17 protein-coding genes are annotated in these 18985 nt (G+C 75.2%); 8 read left to right on the forward strand and 9 right to left on the reverse strand.

The window, feature by feature from the left end; genetic code table 11:
- Positions 1-332 (forward strand): thioredoxin family protein (locus MNZ39_RS18090; RefSeq protein WP_242340482.1); only part of this gene is annotated, 332 nt, incomplete at its 5' end.
- Here the strand turns inward: MNZ39_RS18090 and MNZ39_RS18095 are convergent.
- Together MNZ39_RS18095 and MNZ39_RS18100 are read right to left on the reverse strand one after the other, a co-directional pair.
- On the reverse strand, positions 301-1140 hold the full coding sequence (locus MNZ39_RS18095) for a DUF3108 domain-containing protein (protein WP_242340483.1): 840 nt from the start codon (positions 1138-1140) through the stop codon (positions 301-303). The genes MNZ39_RS18090 and MNZ39_RS18095 overlap by 32 nt on opposite strands.
- Before the next feature lie 161 nt (positions 1141-1301).
- Positions 1302-1643, reverse strand: a complete 342-nt coding sequence (locus MNZ39_RS18100; protein ID WP_242340484.1) for a LuxR C-terminal-related transcriptional regulator — start codon at positions 1641-1643, stop codon at positions 1302-1304.
- Positions 1644-1936: 293 nt separating this feature from the next.
- Here MNZ39_RS18100 and MNZ39_RS18105 point away from each other — a divergent pair, with 293 nt between their 5' ends.
- The 3 genes from MNZ39_RS18105 (at position 1937) to MNZ39_RS18115 (ending at position 7866) form a co-directional block, all read left to right on the forward strand.
- Positions 1937-3100: an efflux RND transporter periplasmic adaptor subunit gene (locus tag MNZ39_RS18105; RefSeq protein WP_242340485.1), complete on the forward strand. Its 1164-nt coding sequence runs from the start codon at positions 1937-1939 to the stop codon at positions 3098-3100.
- A complete protein-coding gene (locus MNZ39_RS18110; RefSeq protein ID WP_242340486.1) occupies positions 3097-6219 on the forward strand; it encodes an efflux RND transporter permease subunit in 3123 nt (1040 codons plus the stop codon). Before MNZ39_RS18105 ends, MNZ39_RS18110 begins: the two co-directional genes overlap by 4 nt.
- A gap of 237 nt (positions 6220-6456) precedes the next feature.
- Positions 6457-7866, forward strand: coding sequence for a phosphoribosyltransferase family protein (locus MNZ39_RS18115; RefSeq protein ID WP_242340487.1), 1410 nt, complete (start codon positions 6457-6459; stop codon positions 7864-7866).
- Between the two features lie 3 nt (positions 7867-7869).
- Here the strand turns inward: MNZ39_RS18115 and MNZ39_RS18120 are convergent, their stop codons facing one another.
- From MNZ39_RS18120 to MNZ39_RS18135, 4 genes are all read right to left on the reverse strand, one after another.
- Positions 7870-8805, reverse strand: a complete 936-nt coding sequence (locus tag MNZ39_RS18120) for a ribose-phosphate pyrophosphokinase (RefSeq protein ID WP_242340488.1) — start codon at positions 8803-8805, stop codon at positions 7870-7872.
- Positions 8806-9109: 304 nt separating this feature from the next.
- Positions 9110-10240 carry a site-2 protease family protein gene (locus MNZ39_RS18125; RefSeq protein WP_242340489.1) on the reverse strand — a complete coding sequence of 377 codons (1131 nt, stop codon included), beginning with the start codon at positions 10238-10240 and terminating at the stop codon, positions 9110-9112.
- A 189-nt stretch (positions 10241-10429) separates the two neighbouring features.
- On the reverse strand, positions 10430-11467 hold the full coding sequence (locus tag MNZ39_RS18130) for a DUF362 domain-containing protein (RefSeq protein ID WP_242340490.1): 1038 nt from the start codon (positions 11465-11467) through the stop codon (positions 10430-10432).
- A complete protein-coding gene (locus tag MNZ39_RS18135; protein ID WP_242340491.1) occupies positions 11468-11686 on the reverse strand; it encodes a hypothetical protein in 219 nt (72 codons plus the stop codon).
- A 307-nt stretch (positions 11687-11993) separates the two neighbouring features.
- Between MNZ39_RS18135 and MNZ39_RS18140 the strand changes: the two genes are divergently transcribed.
- Positions 11994-12599 (forward strand): protein-L-isoaspartate(D-aspartate) O-methyltransferase, encoded by a 606-nt coding sequence (locus MNZ39_RS18140; RefSeq protein WP_242340498.1) that lies wholly within the window; start codon positions 11994-11996, stop codon positions 12597-12599.
- Positions 12600-12611: 12 nt separating this feature from the next.
- Here MNZ39_RS18140 and MNZ39_RS18145 read toward each other — a convergent pair whose 3' ends face one another.
- The 3 genes from MNZ39_RS18145 to MNZ39_RS18155 all read right to left on the reverse strand — a co-directional run bounded on the left by MNZ39_RS18145 (position 12612) and on the right by MNZ39_RS18155 (position 14661).
- Positions 12612-12947, reverse strand: coding sequence for a hypothetical protein (locus tag MNZ39_RS18145; RefSeq protein WP_242340492.1), 336 nt, complete (start codon positions 12945-12947; stop codon positions 12612-12614).
- Between the two features lie 15 nt (positions 12948-12962).
- The gene (gene amrS, locus MNZ39_RS18150; RefSeq protein ID WP_242340493.1) at positions 12963-14081 is read right to left on the reverse strand and encodes an AmmeMemoRadiSam system radical SAM enzyme; all 1119 of its coding nucleotides are present in this window, start codon (positions 14079-14081) and stop codon (positions 12963-12965) included.
- 178 nt (positions 14082-14259) lie between these two features.
- A complete protein-coding gene (locus MNZ39_RS18155) occupies positions 14260-14661 on the reverse strand; it encodes a bacteriohemerythrin (RefSeq protein WP_242340494.1) in 402 nt (133 codons plus the stop codon).
- A 784-nt stretch (positions 14662-15445) separates the two neighbouring features.
- Here MNZ39_RS18155 and MNZ39_RS18160 point away from each other — a divergent pair.
- The 3 genes from MNZ39_RS18160 to MNZ39_RS25035 all read left to right on the forward strand — a co-directional run bounded on the left by MNZ39_RS18160 (position 15446) and on the right by MNZ39_RS25035 (position 18951).
- On the forward strand, positions 15446-15649 hold the full coding sequence (locus MNZ39_RS18160; RefSeq protein WP_242340495.1) for a cold-shock protein: 204 nt from the start codon (positions 15446-15448) through the stop codon (positions 15647-15649).
- A 477-nt stretch (positions 15650-16126) separates the two neighbouring features.
- A complete protein-coding gene (gene vorB / locus MNZ39_RS18165; protein WP_242340496.1) occupies positions 16127-17518 on the forward strand; it encodes a 3-methyl-2-oxobutanoate dehydrogenase subunit VorB in 1392 nt (463 codons plus the stop codon).
- A complete protein-coding gene (locus tag MNZ39_RS25035; RefSeq protein WP_242340497.1) occupies positions 17515-18951 on the forward strand; it encodes a 2-oxoacid:acceptor oxidoreductase family protein in 1437 nt (478 codons plus the stop codon). The genes vorB and MNZ39_RS25035 overlap by 4 nt, the downstream gene beginning before the upstream one ends.
- Positions 18952-18985 lie beyond the last annotated feature (34 nt).

The raw sequence follows: 18985 nt of genomic DNA on the forward strand, positions 1-18985 counted from the left end.
CCGCGTCCGGACCCGCGCTCGTCGAGCTCGTGAGCCGCAGCTGTCCGATCTGCCGGAGCATGGAGCCCGTGGTCGCCGAGGCAGAGCGCGGCTGCCCGGGCGCCCACGTGAGGCGCCGCCTCGTCGAGGAGCCCGAGGGCGCCGCGCTCGCGCGCCGTCACGCGGTCCGCGGGGTCCCCACGTTCCTCGTGCTCGACGGCGCCGGGAGGGAGCTGCGCCGGCTCGTGGGTGCTCAGCCGGTCGACGCGCTGACGGACGCGCTCCAGCTCGCGACGGGACGCATCTGCGACGCGCGGCCGGTCAAGGGCCGGGAGCCGGCGCGCGGGGGGTGAGCGCGGCGGGAGGCCGCGCGCCGGTCGCCGCGGCCTGGCGCGGGGCGGGGGGCTCCCCTCCCATCCGCGCATCCCCGGTGGCGACGTCCCCGGGCGCGTAGCGGGTGAGCAGCGCGACGACGTGGCCGATCGAGAACGGGATCTCCGCGCGGACGAGCACGTGGGCGGGATCGTCGGTCAGCCAGAGGGAGATGTCGCCCCGCGGCGACCCGGGTCCGCCGGTCGGCGCGGTCACGCTCACGCGCACGCAGCGGAACTTCCCCCCGGGCACCGCGACCTCCTCGCGCTCCCGCACCTCGGCGACGAGCGTGAACTGGCGGGAGCCGGAGAGGACCGGGAGCGCGTGGCGCTCGCCGGGCGCGAGCGGCTGGAGGCGGAGCCACAGGAACGCGCTCGACAGCTCGTGGGCGCCCGCTGCGACCGGGAACCGCTTCTCGGAGCGACGGCCCTTCCGCTCCCGGACGAACGTCGCCTCGCCGCGGCCGCGGTCGAAGCGCGAGCGATCCACGTGCAGGTCCCCCGCCTCGAACGCGCGCAGCTCGGAGCCGCGCGGCAGGCGCGCCCGCGCGTCCCAGTACGAGACGAGGTGCTCGCGCAGGTCCAGGAGGCCGGCGATGCCTCGGGTCCGCGCCTCGAAGAACACCGGCCAGATGACCCCCTCCGGCCGTCCGACGGCGATGCGCGCCTCGCCCGCCACGAAGCTCAGGAAGCGGACCTCGAGCAGCGTCTCCTCGCCCGGGGCGAACGTCGCCGCGCGCGGCGATCCGAACGCCGCGATCATCGCGAGCACGGCTGCGATGCGCGCCACCGCGACCTCCTCCCGGACGTCGCGTGCGTGGCGGCAACATCGCGGCGCGACCGGGCGCGAACTTACGCCACCCGGCGCTCGCGCCCGAGGCCCCGCTCAAGTCGCCCGGAAGACCGCGCTTCGCCCGCCCTCCGGGCCGGGGGCGGGCGAGCGGACGGACGCTACATCGCCGCGACGAGCGGCGCGGCGGCGGTCGTCTCGGGCTGGGCGGCCGGGGCGGCCGGCTTCATCTCGACCTTCTCGCCGCTCGCCAGCATCTGGAGCGAGATCGAGAGGAGGCCGGAGATGATCTCCGCGGCGCCGGCCACGTGGACCTTGCGGTAGATGCGCTTGCGGCGCGCCCGGATCGTCTCCGGCGACACGTTCGCGGCCGCCGCCGAGTCCTTGCACGCGAAGCCCTGGGCGATCCTCAGCACCTCGGAGCGCTCGGCCGGGGTCAGGCTCTTCCCGTCCATGTACTTCGCCGCGATGGGGGTGAGCGTATCGATCTCGATGTGAGGCATCTGCGCGCTCCTTCGTGGGTTCGTGTGGTGGGGTCTCGCCGCTTTCACCCGCGCCTCCGCGGGCTGCCCGGTCGTTTGTTCCCCAACCCCTCGCCACGTTAGTCACGCCCCTCCCGGTTGCCACCCCCTCCGTGATCTTTTTTTCGATGCGGCTCCTCACCGCAGGCGGGCGGTACCCCGCCCCCTCATCTTTCCGGCCGCCCGAGCGGAGGTTATCTCCTCTGGGTTTCGAGTGACCCGGCGCGGCGACCCGGCCGCAGGGGAGCTAGGGATCCCACTGCAGAGGGCGGCGGATGGCCGGGAGCAGCGCAGGGGGCTGGCGTCGGGTGGGAGGGGTCGCGATCGCGGTCGCGATCTCGGCGGTCGCCGTGGCCGGCTGCGGCCGCGGCTCGAAGGAGCGCGCGGCGGCGGCGCCCCGCCCGCCGGTGCCGGTCCGGGTGGCGGAGGCGCGGCAGGAGGACGTCCCGAAGGAGCTCGCGGCGGTCGGCTCGGTCCAGCCCTTCGTCACGGTCTCCATCCGGCCGCTCGTGACGGGCGAGATCGTCGGCGTGTTCTTCGGCGAGGGCGACGAGGTCCGCGAGGGGCAGCGCCTGTTCCAGATCGATCCGCGCCCGTACGAGGCCGCGCTCGCCCAGGCGCGCGCGGCGGTGGTCCGTGCGCGCGACCAGGCCGCGAACGCCCGCGCCGACGCGCGGCGCTACGCGGAGCTCGTGAAGCGCGAGTACGTGACGCGGCAGCAGTACGAGGCCGCGCTCGCGAACGCGTCGTCGATGCAGGCCGACGTGGCCGGCCTCGAGGCGGCGGTGCGGAAGGCCGAGCTCGACCTCGTCCACTGCCGCATCGACGCGCCGAGCGCCGGCCGGACCGGCGCGGTGCTCGTGCAGCGCGGCAACGTCGTGCAGGCGAACCAGCAGAACCCGCTCGTCGTCATCACCCAGCTGCGCCCCATCTACGTCTCGTTCACGGTGCCGGAGCAGCACGTGGACGCGCTGCGCGCGGGGGTGGGCCGCCTGCGGGTGATCGCGCGCCGCGCGGACAAGCAGGAGCAGGGGACGCTCTCGTTCGTGAACAACACGGTCGATCCCGCGGCCGGGACGATCCTCGCCAAGGCGACCTTCGAGAACGCGGGCGAGGCGCTCTGGCCGGGGCAGTTCGTGGACGCGCGGGTCGTGCTGGGCGTGCAGCGGGGCGCGGTCGTGGCGCCCGCCGCGGCGATCGTCTCCGGGCAGGCCGGGCCGTACGTCTACGTGGTGGGGCCGGACGACACGGTCGAGCAGCGCCCGGTCGTGGTGGCGCAGGCGACCGCGCGCGAGGTCGTGGTCTCGAGCGGGCTCCGCCCCGGCGAGCGGGTGGTGATCGACGGGCAGCTCGGGCTCGTGCCGAAGGCGCGCGTGGCGGTGAAGGCCGCGCAGGCGGGCGGCGAGGCCGGGGCGCGGACGCAGGCGAGGACGCCGTGAACGTCTCCGGCCCCTTCATCCGCCGGCCGGTCATGACCTCGCTCGTCATGGTCGGCATCCTCGCCTTCGGCGCAGCGGCCTACCGGCTCCTGCCGGTGAGCGATCTGCCGAACGTGGACTTCCCGACGATCCAGGTGACCGCGAACCTCCCCGGCGCGAGCCCGGAGACGATGGCGGCCTCCGTCGCGACCCCGCTCGAGCGGCAGTTCTCCACGATCGCCGGCCTCGCGGCCATGAACTCGGCGTCCTACCTCGGCGCGACGCAGGTGACGCTCCAGTTCGACCTCTCCCGCGATCTCGACGCCGCCGCGCAGGACGTCCAGGCCGCGATCGCCGCGGCGGGCCGGCAGCTCCCGCCCGACCTGCCGACGCCGCCGACGTACCAGAAGGTGAACCCGGCGGACATGCCCATCCTCTACCTCGCGCTCACCTCCCCGACGCTGCCGCTCTCGCAGCTCGACGAGTACGGCGAGACCCTCATGGCGCAGCGGATCTCCAGCGTGTCCGGGGTCGCGCAGGTGCTCGTGTTCGGCTCGCAGAAGTACGCGGTGCGCATCCAGCTCGATCCGCTGCAGCTCACGAGCCGCGGCCTCGGGATCGACGAGGTGTCGGCGGCCGTGTCGGCCGCGAACGTGAACCTGCCGACCGGCACGCTGCAGGGGCCGCACCGCGCCACCACGGTGCAGGCGACCGGCCAGCTCACGGACGCCGCCCAGTACGGGCCGGTGGTGGTGGCCTGGCGGAACGGCTCGCCGGTGCGGCTCAGCGAGGTGGGCCGGGCGCTGGACAGCGTCGAGAACGACAAGACCGCGGCGTGGTACGCGACGCGCGCGGGGATGGACCGCACCATCGTGCTCGCCATCCAGCGCCAGCCCGGCACGAACACCGTCGCGGTCTCCGCCGGCGTGAAGGCGCTCCTCCCGCAGATGCGCAAGCAGCTGCCCGCCTCCGTCTCGGCGGAGGTCCTCTTCGACCGCTCCGTGCCCATCCAGGCGTCGGTGCGGGACGTGAAGTTCACGCTCCTCCTCACGCTCGTCCTCGTGGTGGGCGTCATCTTCCTCTTCCTGCGCAACGTGCGGGCGACCCTCATCCCGAGCCTCGCGCTGCCGATGTCGCTCGTGGGGACGTTCGCGGTGATGTGGCTCCTCGGCTACAGCCTCGACAACCTCTCGCTCATGGCGCTCACGCTGTCGGTCGGGTTCGTGGTGGACGACGCGATCGTCATGCTCGAGAACGTGGTGCGCCACGTCGAGCTGGGAGAGCCGCCGCGCGAGGCGGCGCTCCGCGGGGCGCAGGAGATCGGCTTCACCATCGTCTCCATGACCATCTCGCTCGCCGCCGTGTTCATCCCGGTGCTGTTCATGGGCGGGATCGTGGGGCGGCTGTTCCACGAGTTCGCGGTCACCATCGGCGCCGCGATCCTCGTCTCCGGCTTCGTGTCGCTGTCGCTCACGCCGATGCTGTGCGCGCGCCTCCTCTCCGAGCACGCGGAGCGGCCGCCGGGCCGCTTCTACCGGGTCACGGAGCGCGGCTTCGAGGCGCTCCTCGGCGGGTACCTGCGCGGCCTCTCCTGGTCGCTCTCGCACCGGCGCACCATCCTCGTCGTCACGGCGCTCGCGCTCGCCGCGATGGTGCCGCTCTTCGCGGCCGTCCCGAAGGGCTTCCTCCCGAGCGAGGACACCGGCCAGATCTTCGCCTACACCGAGGCGGCGCAGGGGGTGAGCTGGGAGGCGATGGCGGCGCACCAGCAGGAGGTGGCGGCGATCGCGGCGCAGGACCCGGCGGTGGAGGCGGTCATGTCGAGCGCGGGCGCGCGCGGGGCCACCGCCGCGAACACCGGCGTGATGTTCATGCGCCTGCGGCCGCGGGGCGAGCGGGACGGCGTCGACCGCGTCATCGAGCGGCTCCGCCCCCGCCTCGCGCAGGTCCCCGGGATGCGCGCGTTCGTGCAGAACCCGCCCCCCATCCGCATCGGCGGGCAGCTCACGAAGAGCCAGTACCAGCTCACCCTCCAGGACCCCGACACGGCCGAGCTCTACCGCGTCGCGCCGGAGCTCGAGGCGCGCCTGCGCGGCCTCGCGGGCCTGCGCGACGTGACGAGCGATCTCCAGCTCTCGAACCCCCAGGTCACCGTGAACATCGACCGGGACCGGGCGGCGGCGGTCGGGGTCTCGCCCCGCATCGTGGAGGACGCGCTCTACACCGCGTATGGCTCCCGCCAGATCTCGACCATCTACACCGCGACGAACGAGTACCAGGTCATCATGGAGGTCGCGCCGCGCTACCAGACGGATCAGGCCGCGCTCTCGACGCTGCGCGTCCGCGCGCCCTCCGGCCAGCTCGTGCCGCTCGACTCGCTCGCGCGCCTCGAGAGCGGCGTCGGGCCGCTCTCGGTCTCGCACGCCGGGCAGATCCCCTCGGTCACCATCTCGTTCAACCTCGACCCGGGCACGTCGCTCGGCGCCGCCGTGGGCGACGTGGAGGGGATCGCGCGCCAGGTGCTCCCCGCCAGCGTGTCCACGCGGTTCCAGGGGATCGCCGACGCGTTCCAGTCGTCGCTCTCCGGCCTCGGCTGGCTGCTCCTCCTCGCCGTGGTCGTCATCTACCTCGTGCTCGGGATCCTCTACGAGAGCTACGTCCACCCGATCACCATCCTGACCGCGCTGCCGTTCGCCGGCTTCGGGGCGCTCCTCACGCTGCTCGTGTTCCGGACCGAGCTCTCCATCTACGCGTTCGTCGGCGTCATCATGCTCGTGGGGCTCGTGAAGAAGAACGGCATCATGATGATCGACTTCGCCATCGAGGAGCGGAAGCGCGGGCGCAGCGCGCACGACGCGATCTTCGACGCGTGCCGCATCCGCTTCCGCCCGATCATGATGACGACCCTCGCCGCGCTCATGGGCACGCTCCCCATCGCGCTCGGGCTCGGCGCGGGCGCCGAGTCGCGGCGGCCGCTCGGGCTCGCGGTGGTCGGCGGGCTCGTCTTCTCGCAGGCGCTCACGCTGTTCGTGACGCCGGTGTTCTACACGTACCTCGAGACGTTCTCGGACTGGTTCGCACGGCGGCGCCACCACCGGCTCGAGCTGGTGCGGAACGGGCGCCGGCCCGCCCGGGCGTGACGACCCGCCGGCGACGGTCCGGGCGGACGACCGCCCGCCGGTGCGCGGCGAAGCGCGGCGCGGCGTCGCGGGAGCCCTGAAGGACCGGGACCGGCGCCGCGGCGCGGGGCGTACGCTTCGCGGGAAGGCGGTGCTGGGCGATCGGTGCCGCAGGCCGACTCCCCGCGCATCCGCCCACGCATCCGCACGCTCCACCGGTGCGCCGTACTCGCGCCGGGGGCGCGCCCGAGGCGGAGCATGATCTTCGACGATCGGTCGCAGGCGGGACGGCTGCTCGCGGCGGCGCTGGAAGGATACCGGGGCGAGCGTCCGGTGGTGCTGGGGCTCACGCGCGGAGGCGTGCCGGTCGCCTACGAGGTGGCGCGCGCGCTCGGCGCGCCGCTCGACGTGCTCGTCGCGCGCAAGCTCGGCGCGCCGGGGGATCCCGAGTACGCGGTGGGCGCGATCGCCGAGGGCGGCGCGGTGTACGTCAGCCGGGACGCGGTCCGCGAGACGGGGCTCTCCGAGGAGGAGGTGGCGGTCCTGGCCGAGCGCGAGGCGGCGGAGCTCCAGCGCCGCGTGCGGGCCTACCGCGGCAGCCGGGAGGCCCCGGACGTCGCCGCACGGACGGTGATCCTCGTCGACGACGGGGTCGCGACCGGCGCGACGGCGCGGGCCGCGGCGCGCGCGGCCCGGCGCTGGGGCGCGGCGCGGGTGGCGCTCGCCGCTCCGGTCATCGCGGCGCAGACCGCGGCGGAGCTGCGCCCGGACCTCGACGACGTCGTCGCGCTCGAGCGCCCGCGCGACTTCCGCGCGGTGGGCGCGTGGTACCGGCGCTTCGCGCAGGTCGGCGACGCGGAGGTGCTCTCCTGCGTCGAGCGCGCCCGCCGCGAGGCGGGGGACGAGGAGCTCTGGGGCGGCGACTGGAACGCTCCGGGCGGCGAGGAGGAGCGCGCGTCCGAGGCGGCGCCGGAGGTGGAGGAACGCTACCACGCCATCCCGTTCGACGGGTCGCGGCGCGGCCCGGGCGCGCTCGAGGCGGCGCTCGCGGTGCCGATGCAGGCCGCGGGGCTCGTCGCGTTCGTCCACGGGAGCGGCGCGTCGCGGCGGAGCCCGCGCGACCGCCACGTGGCGCGGGCGCTCCAGCGCGCCGGGCTCGCCACCCTGCTCTTCGATCTCCTCACTCCGGAGGAGAGCGCCGAGGACCAGCGCTCCGGGGAGCTCCGCTTCGACCTCGAGCTCCTCGCCGGGCGGGCGGTCGCGGCGGTGCGCTGGGCCGCCGCCCACCCCGACACGCGCGCGCTCCGGCTCGGACTCTTCGGCGCGGGCACCGGCGCCGCGGTGGCGCTCCTCGCCGCGGCGGCCGAGCCCGAGCGCGTCGCGGCCGTCGTCTCACGCGGCGGGCGCCCCGACCTCGTGGACCCGGCGACGCTCCGGCGCATCGCCGCGCCGGTGCTCCTCGTCGTCGGCAAGCGAGACGGCGGGATCCTCGCGCGGAGCTCCGAGGCCCTGCCGTTCCTGCGCCAGGGCGCCCTGGAGATCGTGCCCGGCGCGTCGCACCTGTTCGACGAGGCGGGCGCGCTCGACGCGGTGGCGCGCCAGGCGGCGCGCTTCTTCACGCTCCACCTCGGCCGCGCGCAGGCGTCCGGCGCGCCGCCGCCGCGCTGAGCGTCAGCTCGTCGCGAGCAGCTCCGCGAGCGGCCGCTCCTCGCGCAGCCGCCGGATCGCCTCGGCCAGGAGCGGCGCGAGCGGCACGACCTCCGTCGCGAGCCCGGGCAGCGCGGGGACCGGGAGGGCGTCGGTGACGACGAGGCGCGCGAGGGAGAGGGCCGCGAGCCGCTCCGCCGCGCCGGGCACGAGGAGCGGATGCGTCGCCGCGACGACGACCTCGGGGCGGCAGCCCGCCTCGAGGAGCGTCCGCACCGCCGCCTCGATCGTCGCGCCGGTGCTGATCATGTCGTCGACGACGATGGGCGCCCGCCCGGCCACCTCGCCGGAGACGCCGCGGACCGCGACCTCGCGCGCCGAGAGCCGCGCCTTGTGCACGCACGCGGAGGGCAGCCCGAGGAGGCGGCCGAACGCCTCGGCGCGCTTCGCGGCGCCCAGGTCCGGGGCGACGACCACCGCGTCCCGGGGCGCGACGCGGGCGATGGCCTCGGCGAGCGCCGGGATCGCGGTGAGGTGATCGAGCGGCACCGAGAAGAAGCCCTCCGCGGCGGCGCCGTGAACGTCCACCGCGAGCACCCGGTCGGCGCGCGCGGAGAGGAGGTCCGCCGCGAGCCGGATCCCGAGCGGCTCGCCGTCGGCGCGGCGGCGATCCTGCCGCGCCCAGGCGAGGTACGGCACCACGGCGGTGATGCGCGCCGCGCCCGCGCGCCGGCAGGCGTCGGCGAGGAACAGGAGCTCCAGCAGGTGCGCGTCGGGCGGCGGCGCGAGCGGCTGGACCAGGTACACGTCGGCGCCGCGGACGGGCTCCTTCACCGTGACGTGGAGCTCGCCGTCGGGGAAGCGCTCGAGCGTCCGCGCCGCGGGCGTGAGCCCGAGCGCGTCCGCGAGCGCCGCGGTGAGGGCGGGGTGGATGCTCCCGCCGACCAGGATCGGCTTCATCGGTCGCTCCAGCGGCACGCGCCCACGCACGGAGAGGGGCCGCTGTGGAGGCGGCCCCCCGTGCCCAGGGACATGACCTCGTGCGCGCGAGCCGTGACCGTGCGCCGGACGCGCGCCCGGTCTTCACGGTCAGGAGCGGGAACGTCCCGCGGTGCCTCCGGCCTCACGAGAGGACCGTCGCGAGGATCCGCGCGTTCCCCGGGCAGTTCCAGGATACGCCTCCGGCCGGCGGCGGGATCGGCGTCCCGTGGGCTCGCCCCTCCGCGGTGCCCCGCCCGCGCGGTGCGCGCTCCGGCGGGGGCCGTCATCCGGCCTTGGCGGGCGGCGGGTGCTGGGTCGCGGCGAGCTGGCGCAGGCGCAGGCCGCGCGCCAGGTCGAAGGACGAGACGACGCCCACGAGCCTCCCGTCGTCCGCGACCGCGAGGTGGTCGTTGCCGCGCGGCTGGAGCTCCGCGATGACGTCGACCACGCGGTCGCCCGGCGCGACGACGCGCGCCGGCTCCATGGCCGCGCTCACCTGGGTAGTCCGGCGCTCCTCGACCGGCAGCTTCTCCACCGCCTCGAGCCGCACGAACCCCGCGGCGCGCCCCCCCTCGATCACCGGCAGCGCGACCCGCCGCTCGCGCAGCATCCGCTCACCCACCGCGAACACCGTCTCGTCGGACGTGACCGCGCTCGGCGAGGGCGTCATGATCTCCCTCACCCGCAGGTCCCCGAGCATCGCGCGCACGAGCACGTCGTGCTCCTCCGCGTGCGCCCCCGCCCACACGAAGAACGCCACGAGGATGAGGAGCGGGTTCCCCGCCGCGAAGCCGAGCGCCGCGAAGAAGGCGGCGAAGGCCTTGCCCACGTTGGCGGCGATCCGCGTGGCCTCCGCCGCGCTGCGCCGCCGCGCCAGCACGGCGCGGAGGACGCGGCCGCCGTCCATGGGGAACGCGGGCAGGAGGTTGAACACGCCGAGCGCGACGTTGACGCGCGCGAGCGCCTCGAGCGCGAACGCGGCCGGCTGGGCGCCGGCGCGGAGCGCCGCCGCGGAGAGCCCGGCGGCGAGGAGGGCGAGGGCGAGGCTCGCCGCCGGTCCGGCGACGGCGACGCGCGCCTCGGCGCGCATGTCGGCGAGCGGCTCGGCCACCTCGGTGACGCCGCCGATGACCATGAGCGTGATCGCTCGCACCTTCCCGCCGCGGCGCACGAGGACGAAGCAGTGCGCGAGCTCGTGCAGGAGCACCGAGACGAACAGGCCCGCGGCGAGCGCGAGGCCCCAGGCCCAGCGCGGCCCGGGGAGCCGCTCCGGCGGGACGCCCGCGAGGCCCGCGAGCTCCGGCACGGCGCGCGCGAACATCCACGCGAGGAACGGCAGCGCGAGGAGCAGCGTCACGTCGAGCCGGATGCGGATGCCGCCCACCCGGCCGATCTCGAGCCCCGTCCTCGCCATCTCCGCTCGCTCCGCCGCGCCGTACGTACGCGCCCGGCGAGGAGATCTTCGCGCCCGGCCCGCCTCCGCGCCCCGGTCCGCAGGGGCCTCACGGCACGCGCGCGAGCGCCAGGTCGCCGCGGGAGCGGGCATCTCCCCGCCAGCCCGCTCGCGCGTCCCGCGCCACCGTCGCGCGCGGGGCCGTGGGCGTCAGCCGAGCTCCCGGCGCAGCCGCGCTGCGTCTGCGTCGCTCGCCCCGGCGAGGCGGATGCGCTCCCCCGAGGCGGCGCCGACGCCGATCTCCGCCGCTCGCCGCATCATGGGCAGATCCCAGATCGAGCCGCGGCCGATCCGGTCGTTCGCCCCGGCGATGCGGAGGAACGCGAGGCCCACGGCGTCGAGCGCGAGCGGGTCCGTGCTCGCCGCGATGACGTCGGGCCTGCAGCGGTCGCCCTGGTCGGGCCCGCCGTCCGCGAAGCCCGCGCGGCCGTCGAGGAGGACGAGCGAGGGACGTGCGACGAGCGAGATCTCGGCGAGCCGGGCGCGCAGGCCCGACCCGAGGTGCATCCGGACGCGGGCCGCGCCGTCCACGATCCCGACCGCGTTCTTCATGGCCATGGTGAAGTCGCCCCGCGAGTGCGTCCGCGGCGTGCAGAGCCCGATGATGTGGTCGGCGGCCAGCACCGGGCGGTAGATGCGGAGCGTCCGGTCCGGCCAGTTCACCGCGAGCGGGTGGCGAACCCAGGCGACGTCCGCGTCCTCGAGCGCGAGGCAGGGGATCTCGAGCGAGCGCGCCGCGTCCAGGATGCCGGTGCGCTCGAACGCGGCCCGGGTCGAGTGCAGGAACATGGTGCGGTCCGCGACGAACGGCGCGCCGCCGGCCTCGAGCACGAGCCGGGCGACGATCTGGAGGACCTCGGGATCCGTCGTCGCGGGGTAGGCGTTCCCGCTGTTCACGGCGGGCTTCAGCAGGACGGAGTCCCCGGGGCGGATGAACCCGAGGCCCCCGGCGAGCCGGACGGCCTCCTCCACCGCGGCGCGAAGGCTCGGCGAGGCGGACGGACGCACCACGGCCACGGTGCTCTTCGCGGGCGGGCTCGGCGAGTCCGGCAGCGCGTGCGATCGCGCGCCCGCGGGCGTCGAGCGCGCGCCCCCGGAGGTGGCGTAGAGGGCGGCCGCGGACGCCGCGCCGAGCGCGCCCGCGAGGAAGCTGCGCCGGCCGAGCCGGCGATGGAAGGGCCGGTCCATCTAGTGCGCGTGCGTGAGCATCCCGAGGACGATCCAGAGCGCCATCGCGAACCCGAGGACGCCCACCGCGAGCCGCGCCCGCGCGCGCCACGCGTGCGCCGTGGCGCCGCCGCCCGGCGCGAGCCCGGCGATCCCGTCCCAGAGGAGCACGGCGGAGGCGATCCCGATGAACAGGACGAGCGCCAGCGCGAGCAGCCGGGTGACGAAGGACGGGGTCACGATCTCATTCTTGCGCTCCGCGGCGGCCGGCGCGGCCCTTCGCGCGGGGCGTCTCGGCCGGAGCCGGGGCGGCGTGGGACCGGGCGTGCGGGCGGTCGGCATGACCCCGCGGGGACCCCACGAGAACGCGCGACGGGGCGCGAGGATCGTGAGGTGATCTCCGGGACGCACGGCCTCGCCGGAGGCTCGCATGCTCGTCCGGGCGCTCCTCTCGATCCTCACGTTGCTCCTCGCCGCGGGGGCCCGGGAGGGCGCGTGCGCCGGCCCGGCGCGTCCCGCGGCGTCCCCGGAGGCGGCGCGGGCGCGGATGGTGGACGACCAGCTCGCGGGGCGCGGCATCCGCGACGCGCGGGTGCTCGCGGCCATGCGCGAGGTGCCGCGCGAGCGCTTCGTGGCGCCGGAGTGGCGCGCGTACGCGTACGAGGACGAGCCGCTCCCCATCGGGCGCGGGCAGACCGTGAGCCAGCCCTACGTGGTCGCGCTCATGGCGCAGGCGCTCGCGCTCCGCGGCGGGGAGCGCGTCCTCGAGGTCGGCTCGGGCTCGGGCTACGCGGCCGCGGTGCTGTCCCGCGCCGCGGCGGAGGTGTACGGGATCGAGCTCGAGCCGGAGCTGCACGCGCGCAGCGTCGAGACGCTCCGGCAGCTCGGCTACGCGAACGTGCACCTCCGCGCCGGGGATGGCTTCCAGGGCTGGCCGGAGGCGGCGCCCTTCGACGCGATCGTCGTGAGCTGCGCCGTGGAGCGGCTCCCCCCGCCGCTCCTCGCCCAGCTCGCGGAGGGGGGGAGGATCGTCTATCCCGCAGGGCCGGCGGGCGGAGTCCAGACGCTGGTGGTCGTGAAGAAGCTGCCGGGCGGGCTGCTCGAGGAGCGCCTCGCGCCCGTGCAGTTCGTCCCGATGCGGCGTGGCCGCTGACGGACGCCTGCTTCACGGACAGAGCGGCGGCGGGTGCGCTCCGCCCGGGGCCGTCCGGCTCGCCCGCGAGCAGATCCCGCCGTCGCGCAGGTCGGCGCAGGAGCGGGCGCAGATGCAGCGGCTCTCGTCGAGGCCGAGCGCGGGCGAGGTGTAGGAGACGACGCAGCCCGAGGCGTGGCCCTCGCCGTCCCCGCAGGCGAAGAGGGTCGCGTCGAGCCCGGGGCAGCACGCATCGAGGCGGGCGACCGCCTCCAGGCAGGCGAGCTCGCCCTCACCACCGACGCCGCACTGGCCGCCCGCCAGCGCGATCGCCGCGGCGCCCACGGCCGCTCGCGCGGCGAGCCGCATGGCATCCTCCCGCCGTCACGCGCGCCACGCCGGCGCGGGCGACATCTCGACGCCGTCCACCCGCGTCCCGCAGGCCGGGCAGCAGCCGTTCTCGACCCGGTTCCGGAGCACGTGGAACCCGTAGCGCTCCACGAGGAGCGCGCCGCACAGGTGGCAGCGCGTGGTCTCTCCATCCGAGCCGGGGACGTTCCCCTCGTAGACGTGGCGGAGCCCGGCGGCGCGGCCGATCCGCGCGGCGCGGTCGAGGGTGTCGACCGGCGTGAACGGCCGGTCGAGCATCTTGTACGCCGGGTAGAACTGGGACACGTGCCACGGCACCTCGGGGCCGACCGAGCGGACGAACTCCGCGATCTGGCGCAGCTCCGCGTCCGAGTCGTTCACGCCGGGGATGACGAGCGTCGTCACCTCCACCCAGACGCCGAGCGCGCGGTACAGGCGGATCGCCTCCAGGATCGGCTCGAGCCGGGCGCGGCTCACCCGGCGGTAGCTCTCGGGGTCGAAGAACTTCAGGTCCACGTTGGCCGCGTCGAGCACCGTCGCGATCTCGCGCAGCGGCGCCTCGGAGATGAAGCCGTTCGTCACGAACACGTTCCTGAGGCCGCGCGCCCGCGCCAGCACCGCGGTGTCGTGGGCGAGCTCGTAGAACACGGTGGGCTCCGTGTACGTGTACGCGATCGAGCGGCAGCCGCTGGCGAGGGCGCGCTCGACGATCTCCTCGGGTGAGATCTCCTCGCCCACCACGGCCTTCGCCGCGGCCGCGAGCTGCGGGCAGACGAGCTCGGTCGCCTCGCGGTTCCCGCGCGCGTCGATCGTGCGCGGGAGGTGCTCCTTCGGCCACTGCGACACCGTCCAGTTCTGGCAGAACGCGCAGCGCAGGTTGCAGCCGACCGTGGCGATGGAGTACGCGAGCGAGCCCGGGAGGAAGTGGAAGAGCGGCTTCTTCTCGATGGGATCGACGCCGCGCGACACCACCCGGTCGTAGACGAGGGTGTAGAGCGTGCCCCGCACGTTGAAGCGGACGCCGCACGCGCCGCGCCCGCCGGCGCGGATGTGGCAGTCGTGGGGGCAGAGGGTGCAGCGCACCTCGTCGTCCGGCCGCCGCTCGTAGAACCGCGCCTCGTGCAGCGCCGCCATGGAGAACCGTCCCGGCGCCCGCGCGCCGCTCCGCCCGCGTCGTCGGGCCGGAGCGCGGCGCCTCGCGCCGCACGCCACGCACCGAGTAGAGCACCGTCGGAGGAGCCGCTCCCCGCCCAGGGCGGGGTCGCCCGGGGTGGCGGCCTCGGCCGGGAGCGGCCGGAGCGCGCCGCGCCCGTCAGGCGGACTGGGACAGGAGGAAGCGCGCGAACGCCGAGTCGGTCCGCGTGAGGTGGTCCTTCAGCCAGCGCGAGAGATAGGTCCCGATCTTCATCGCCTCGAGCCCCGGACCGCCGCGTCGCTCGTGCTCGTCGGACATCCGCAGGATGTCCTTCACGAAGCGGTCGTGCTCCGCCTTGTGCTCGGCGTAGCCCTCGTAGCGGACGTCGCGCATCCAGGCCTCCTCCGCGCCGAAGTGCGTGACGCAGTACATGCGGAGGTAGGAGAGGAGGATCCCGATCTCCTGGCGATCCGCGGTGTCGAGGCTCGCCACGAACCGCTCGGCGCGCCGGAACAGCTCCTGGTGCTGCTCGTCGATCTCGACGATGCCCACGGCCAGGGACGGCGTCCACTTCAGCATGGTTCCTCCGCGCCGCCGCTCGGGCTCGTTGCGGCTCGAACGATTCGGGAACGGGGAGGATGTCACGAAAGCGGGGGGGCAGAGCTTGAGCGCGGTCAGATCTCCCCTGCCTCGGCCCGGCAGGGGAGGGCGGCAGGCGAGCGCTCGCGCCGGAGCCGATCGCGCCCTCGGACCGCTCCGCCCGCCGCTCAGCCATCGCGAGCACGCCCTTCCCCGTGGGCAACATTCACCTGAGGTGTACGACCGAGGTGAGCGGCCGCGAGCCCGATCGCGAGGAGGGAGCTCGGTCGCTGCCGTCGCGGCACCGGTTCCGGAGGGCCACCGTCGTCCCGGGCGTGGGTCCACCGGAGCGGCCGCCGTGGCCGCCGCTGCCCTCCGGCGGCAGGCCTTCGCATAGGTCCGGTGCGCCCCGGGCCCGCGCCCGCGCAAGGGCGATCCGCGTGCGGTCGCATGCTGCAACGGCGGGCGGGCGGCCCGCCATGCCGCGTATCATGCTGACATCATTGACTAAATCGTCGTGACTGGCGGTGGCCGGAGAGACGCCGGCCGAGCCGGCGCTGCGCTCGCGGGCCCCCGTTCCCCCCGGCAAACGAGCGCGATATCGCTCCCGACGCGACCCTGCCCCCGACGGCCCGGACGGAGAGGGTCCCGCCGGCCGAACGAAACTCCCCCGCGAGTACGCTCGACGCGGAGCGCGCGCTGGGTTAAACCTCGGCGGCCTCGTTTCGAGGCGCATCGACGCGGCAACTCAATGCCGCCGATTCAGAAGAAAAGAGTAAGAGTAATGGCGACCGGTACCGTGAAGTGGTTCAACGACGCGAAGGGCTTCGGGTTCATCACGCAGGACGGCGGTGGCGAGGACGTGTTCTGCCACCACACCGCGATCCAGGCGCAGGGGTTCCGCACCCTCGCCGAGGGTCAGAAGGTGGAGTTCGACGTTCAGCGCGGCCCGAAGGGCCTCCAGGCGGCGAACGTCCGCCCGCTGTAAGCCGCTTCACGTCTGAGATGAAAGCCCGGTTCCTCGCGAGAGGGGCCGGGCTTTCGTACGTCCGGGGCTCCCGAGGTCGGAGTCAGGCGACGAGCAGGAGAGCTCGAGCCTCGCGAGCTCCCGCGCACAGGTGATCGAAGGCGGCGCGGAGCGGCTCCCGGAGCGCCCGCGTCCGCGAGCTTGCGCAGCGGACGACGATCCATCGGAGTGCGCCCGTCTCGCTCCACTCCTCTCGCGGTCTCCGGAGAACCGCGCGTCGATCGCTGTCGGCGCCGGCGTGCGCAGGCACGGCCGGTGCGCACGGGCGGCTGGCCCCGGATCTCGTTGCGCCTCCAAGGGATGGGCGTCCTCGCCGGACCCGGGCCCGGCCGGGCACGAGGTCTCTTCCCGACGCACTTGGATTCCTCCCCCGACCGCGAGTAGGGTGTCGCCGTCTTCCGCAGGCGCCGCTTCGATCGGGCGGCAGGAGGAGGTCGCGTGGCTCACGTCGACGTCCGTGAGATGCCGGTGCTCCACGAGGAGTGCTGCAAGGGCTGCGGCAGATGTCGGGAGGCCTGCGCGCGCGCCTGCATCGCGCCCGGCACCGACATCAACGAGCTCTCCGGGCTCGTCCCCATCGTCCTGAGCCTCGACGCCTGCAACGGCTGCGGGCTGTGCGCCGAGGCGTGCCCCGAGCCGTACGGGCTCGAGATGGCGCTCCCGGGGGCGGCGCGCGAGCCCGCCGCCGTGGCGCCGCGCGCGCGCTTCGTCCCCCCGCCGGACGAGCCGGACGCGCGGGTGCCGCTGCCGCACTCGCCCCCGCTCGTCGTGAAGGGCACGCACGCGTCGGCCATCGGCGCGCTGCTCGCCGGCTGCCGCCACTTCTTCGGCTACCCGATCACGCCGTCCACCGAGGGCGCCGAGCTCATGGCGAAGCTCCTGCCCGCGCTGGGCGGCAGCTTCGTCCAGGCGCCGAGCGAGGTCGCGGCCGTCAACATGATGTACGGCGCGGCCGGCGCGGGGCGGCGGACGATGACGTTCACGTCCTCCCCCGGCTTCAGCCTGATGCTCGAGGGCGTCTCCTACCTCATCGGCGCCGAGCTCCCCGCCGTCTTCGTGAACGTGATGCGCGCCGGGCCCGGGCTCGGGAACATCGGGCCCGAGCAGTCGGACCTGAAGCTCGCCTGCCGCGGCCTCGGCCACGGGAGCACGCACGCCATCGTGCTCGCGCCGGCGACGCCGCAGGAGATGCTCGACTTCACGATGCTCGCCTTCGAGCTCGCCTTCCGCTACCGGAACCCGGTGGTGGTCGCGGCCGACGGGCACCTCGGCCAGATGACCGGCAAGGTGGAGCTGCCGCGCGCGCTCGTCCGGCCGGGGCTCCCGGGCTGGGCCGTGTCGGGCGACGGCCCGCACCGCGGGAACCTCCACTCCTCGATCCTGCTGCGCGAGGCGGACCAGGAGGCCCACAACCTCCACCTCTTCGACAAGTACGCGCGCATGACCGCCGCGGAGCAGCGCGTCGAGACCCTCCACTGCGAGGACGCCGAGACGCTCGTCGTCGCCTGCGGCACCCCGGCGCGCATGGCGTCGGGGGCGGTGGCCGCGCTCCGCGCCGAGGGCGTGCGGGTCGGGCTGTTCCGCCCGCAGACGGTCTGGCCGTTCCCGGTCGCCGCGCTCCTCCCGCTCGTCCGCCGGGCGCGCCGCATCGTCGTGGTCGAGGCGAGCGACGGGCAGCTCGAGGACGAGCTCCGGCTCGCGCTGAGCCACGCGGGCGTCGGCGGAGAGGTGCCCATCGAGCACGTGCGGCGGCACGGAGGCATCCTGCCGTCGCAGCTCGAGATCGCCGCGGGGGTACGGAAGTCCGCGGGAAGGCGGGTGACGGCGTGAGCGTCTTCTACGAGCGGTTCGAGCGGCACGATCACGCCGAGGGCATCAAGGGGCGCAGCACCCACTACTGCCCCGGCTGCGGCCACGGGCTCGTGCACCGCTACCTCGCCGAGGCCATCGAGGAGCTCGGGATCCAGGACCGGACCATCGCGGTGTCGCCGGTCGGCTGCAGCGTGTTCCTCTACTACTACCTGGACGTCGGCCACACGCAGGCGGCGCACGGCCGCGCGCCCGCGGTCGCGCTCGGCCACAAGCTCTCGAACCCGGACAGCGTGGTGGTGAGCTACCAGGGCGACGGCGACCTCGCCTCCATCGGCCTCACCGAGATCCTCCACGCCGCGCAGCTCGGCGTGCCCCTGTCGGTCGTGTTCGTGAACAACGCGATCTACGGCATGACCGGCGGTCAGACCGCGCCCACCACGCTCATGGGCCAGAAGACCACCACCTCGCCGCACGGGCGCGACCTCTCCATGGGCCTGCCGCTCAAGATGGCGGAGCTCATCGCCCAGCTCGACGGCCCGGTGTACGTGGAGCGGGTGGCGCTCTTCGACGCGAAGCAGCGGGTGCGCGCGGCGAAGGCGGTGAAGAAGGGCCTAGAGCTCCAGGCGGAGGGGAAGGGCTTCTCCTTCGTCGAGGTGCTCGCCGAGTGCCCGACGCACCTGCGCCTCTCCGCCGAGGAGGCGGAGCGCTGGGTGAAGGAGAAGATGGTCCCGGTCTTCCCGCTGGGCGTGAAGAAGGACGTCTCGGCGACCGCGAGCTTCGACGCGTGGCGCACGCCCACGTACGCGGCGGACGCGGTGCTCGAGGCGATCGACGCGCGGCAGGCGGAGGCGCCGCGCTACGCGCAGGGCTTCCCCGCCACGCCGTTCGGCGGCGACGAGCTCGGCCTCAAGTTCGCCGGCTCGGGGGGCGACGGCGCGCAGACGGCGGCGATGCTGATGGTCCACGCGGCCGTGAACGAGGGGCTCGACGCGACGCACATCCCGAGCTACGGCCCGGAGTCGCGCGGCGGCACCTCCTACGCCGACGTGCGGATCGCGCGCACGCAGGTGCTCTCCCCCGACGTGCCCTCGCCGCACGCGCTCGTCGCCTTCAACGCCCCGAGCCTCGCCAAGTTCGGGGCCACGGTCGCGCCCGGCGGGATCGCGCTCTACGACCGCTCCGTGATCCGCGAGCCGCACGCGCTCCCGCCCGGCGTCCGCGCGCTGGGCGTGCCCCTCTCCGAGATCGCGGCGGAGCTCGGCCAGCCGCTCGTGAAGAACGTGGTCGCCATCGGCGCGCTGCAGGGGGCCACCGGGCTCTTCCCCGCCGAGACCGTCCTCGCCGTCATCCGCCAGGCGCTGCAGAAGCGCCCTGCGCTCGTCGCGGTGAACGCCGAGGCGTTCGCCCGCGGCGCGCGCGCCGTCGAGCGGGGCTGGGGCAGCGCGGGCTGAGCGCGGCCGAGCGCGCGCGGCGAGGCCGCCGCCC

Origin of the sequence: Anaeromyxobacter sp. SG66 (assembly GCF_022690805.1) — a bacterium.
Classification (GTDB): domain Bacteria; phylum Myxococcota; class Myxococcia; order Myxococcales; family Anaeromyxobacteraceae; genus Anaeromyxobacter; species Anaeromyxobacter soli.

Coding starts and splice junctions, on each gene's coding strand:
- amrS (WP_242340493.1), bottom strand. CDS start 14,081: ATGGCGGCGCTGCACGAGGCGCGGTTCTACGAGCGGCGGCCGGACGAC.
- MNZ39_RS18140 (WP_242340498.1), top strand. CDS start 11,994: ATGGTGGACGACCAGCTCGCGGGGCGCGGCATCCGCGACGCGCGGGTG.
- MNZ39_RS18115 (WP_242340487.1), top strand. CDS start 6,457: ATGATCTTCGACGATCGGTCGCAGGCGGGACGGCTGCTCGCGGCGGCG.
- MNZ39_RS18105 (WP_242340485.1), top strand. CDS start 1,937: ATGGCCGGGAGCAGCGCAGGGGGCTGGCGTCGGGTGGGAGGGGTCGCG.
- MNZ39_RS18160 (WP_242340495.1), top strand. CDS start 15,446: ATGGCGACCGGTACCGTGAAGTGGTTCAACGACGCGAAGGGCTTCGGG.
- MNZ39_RS18100 (WP_242340484.1), bottom strand. CDS start 1,643: ATGCCTCACATCGAGATCGATACGCTCACCCCCATCGCGGCGAAGTAC.
- MNZ39_RS18125 (WP_242340489.1), bottom strand. CDS start 10,240: ATGGCGAGGACGGGGCTCGAGATCGGCCGGGTGGGCGGCATCCGCATC.
- MNZ39_RS18145 (WP_242340492.1), bottom strand. CDS start 12,947: ATGCGGCTCGCCGCGCGAGCGGCCGTGGGCGCCGCGGCGATCGCGCTG.
- MNZ39_RS18120 (WP_242340488.1), bottom strand. CDS start 8,805: ATGAAGCCGATCCTGGTCGGCGGGAGCATCCACCCCGCCCTCACCGCG.
- MNZ39_RS18155 (WP_242340494.1), bottom strand. CDS start 14,661: ATGCTGAAGTGGACGCCGTCCCTGGCCGTGGGCATCGTCGAGATCGAC.
- MNZ39_RS18130 (WP_242340490.1), bottom strand. CDS start 11,467: ATGGACCGGCCCTTCCATCGCCGGCTCGGCCGGCGCAGCTTCCTCGCG.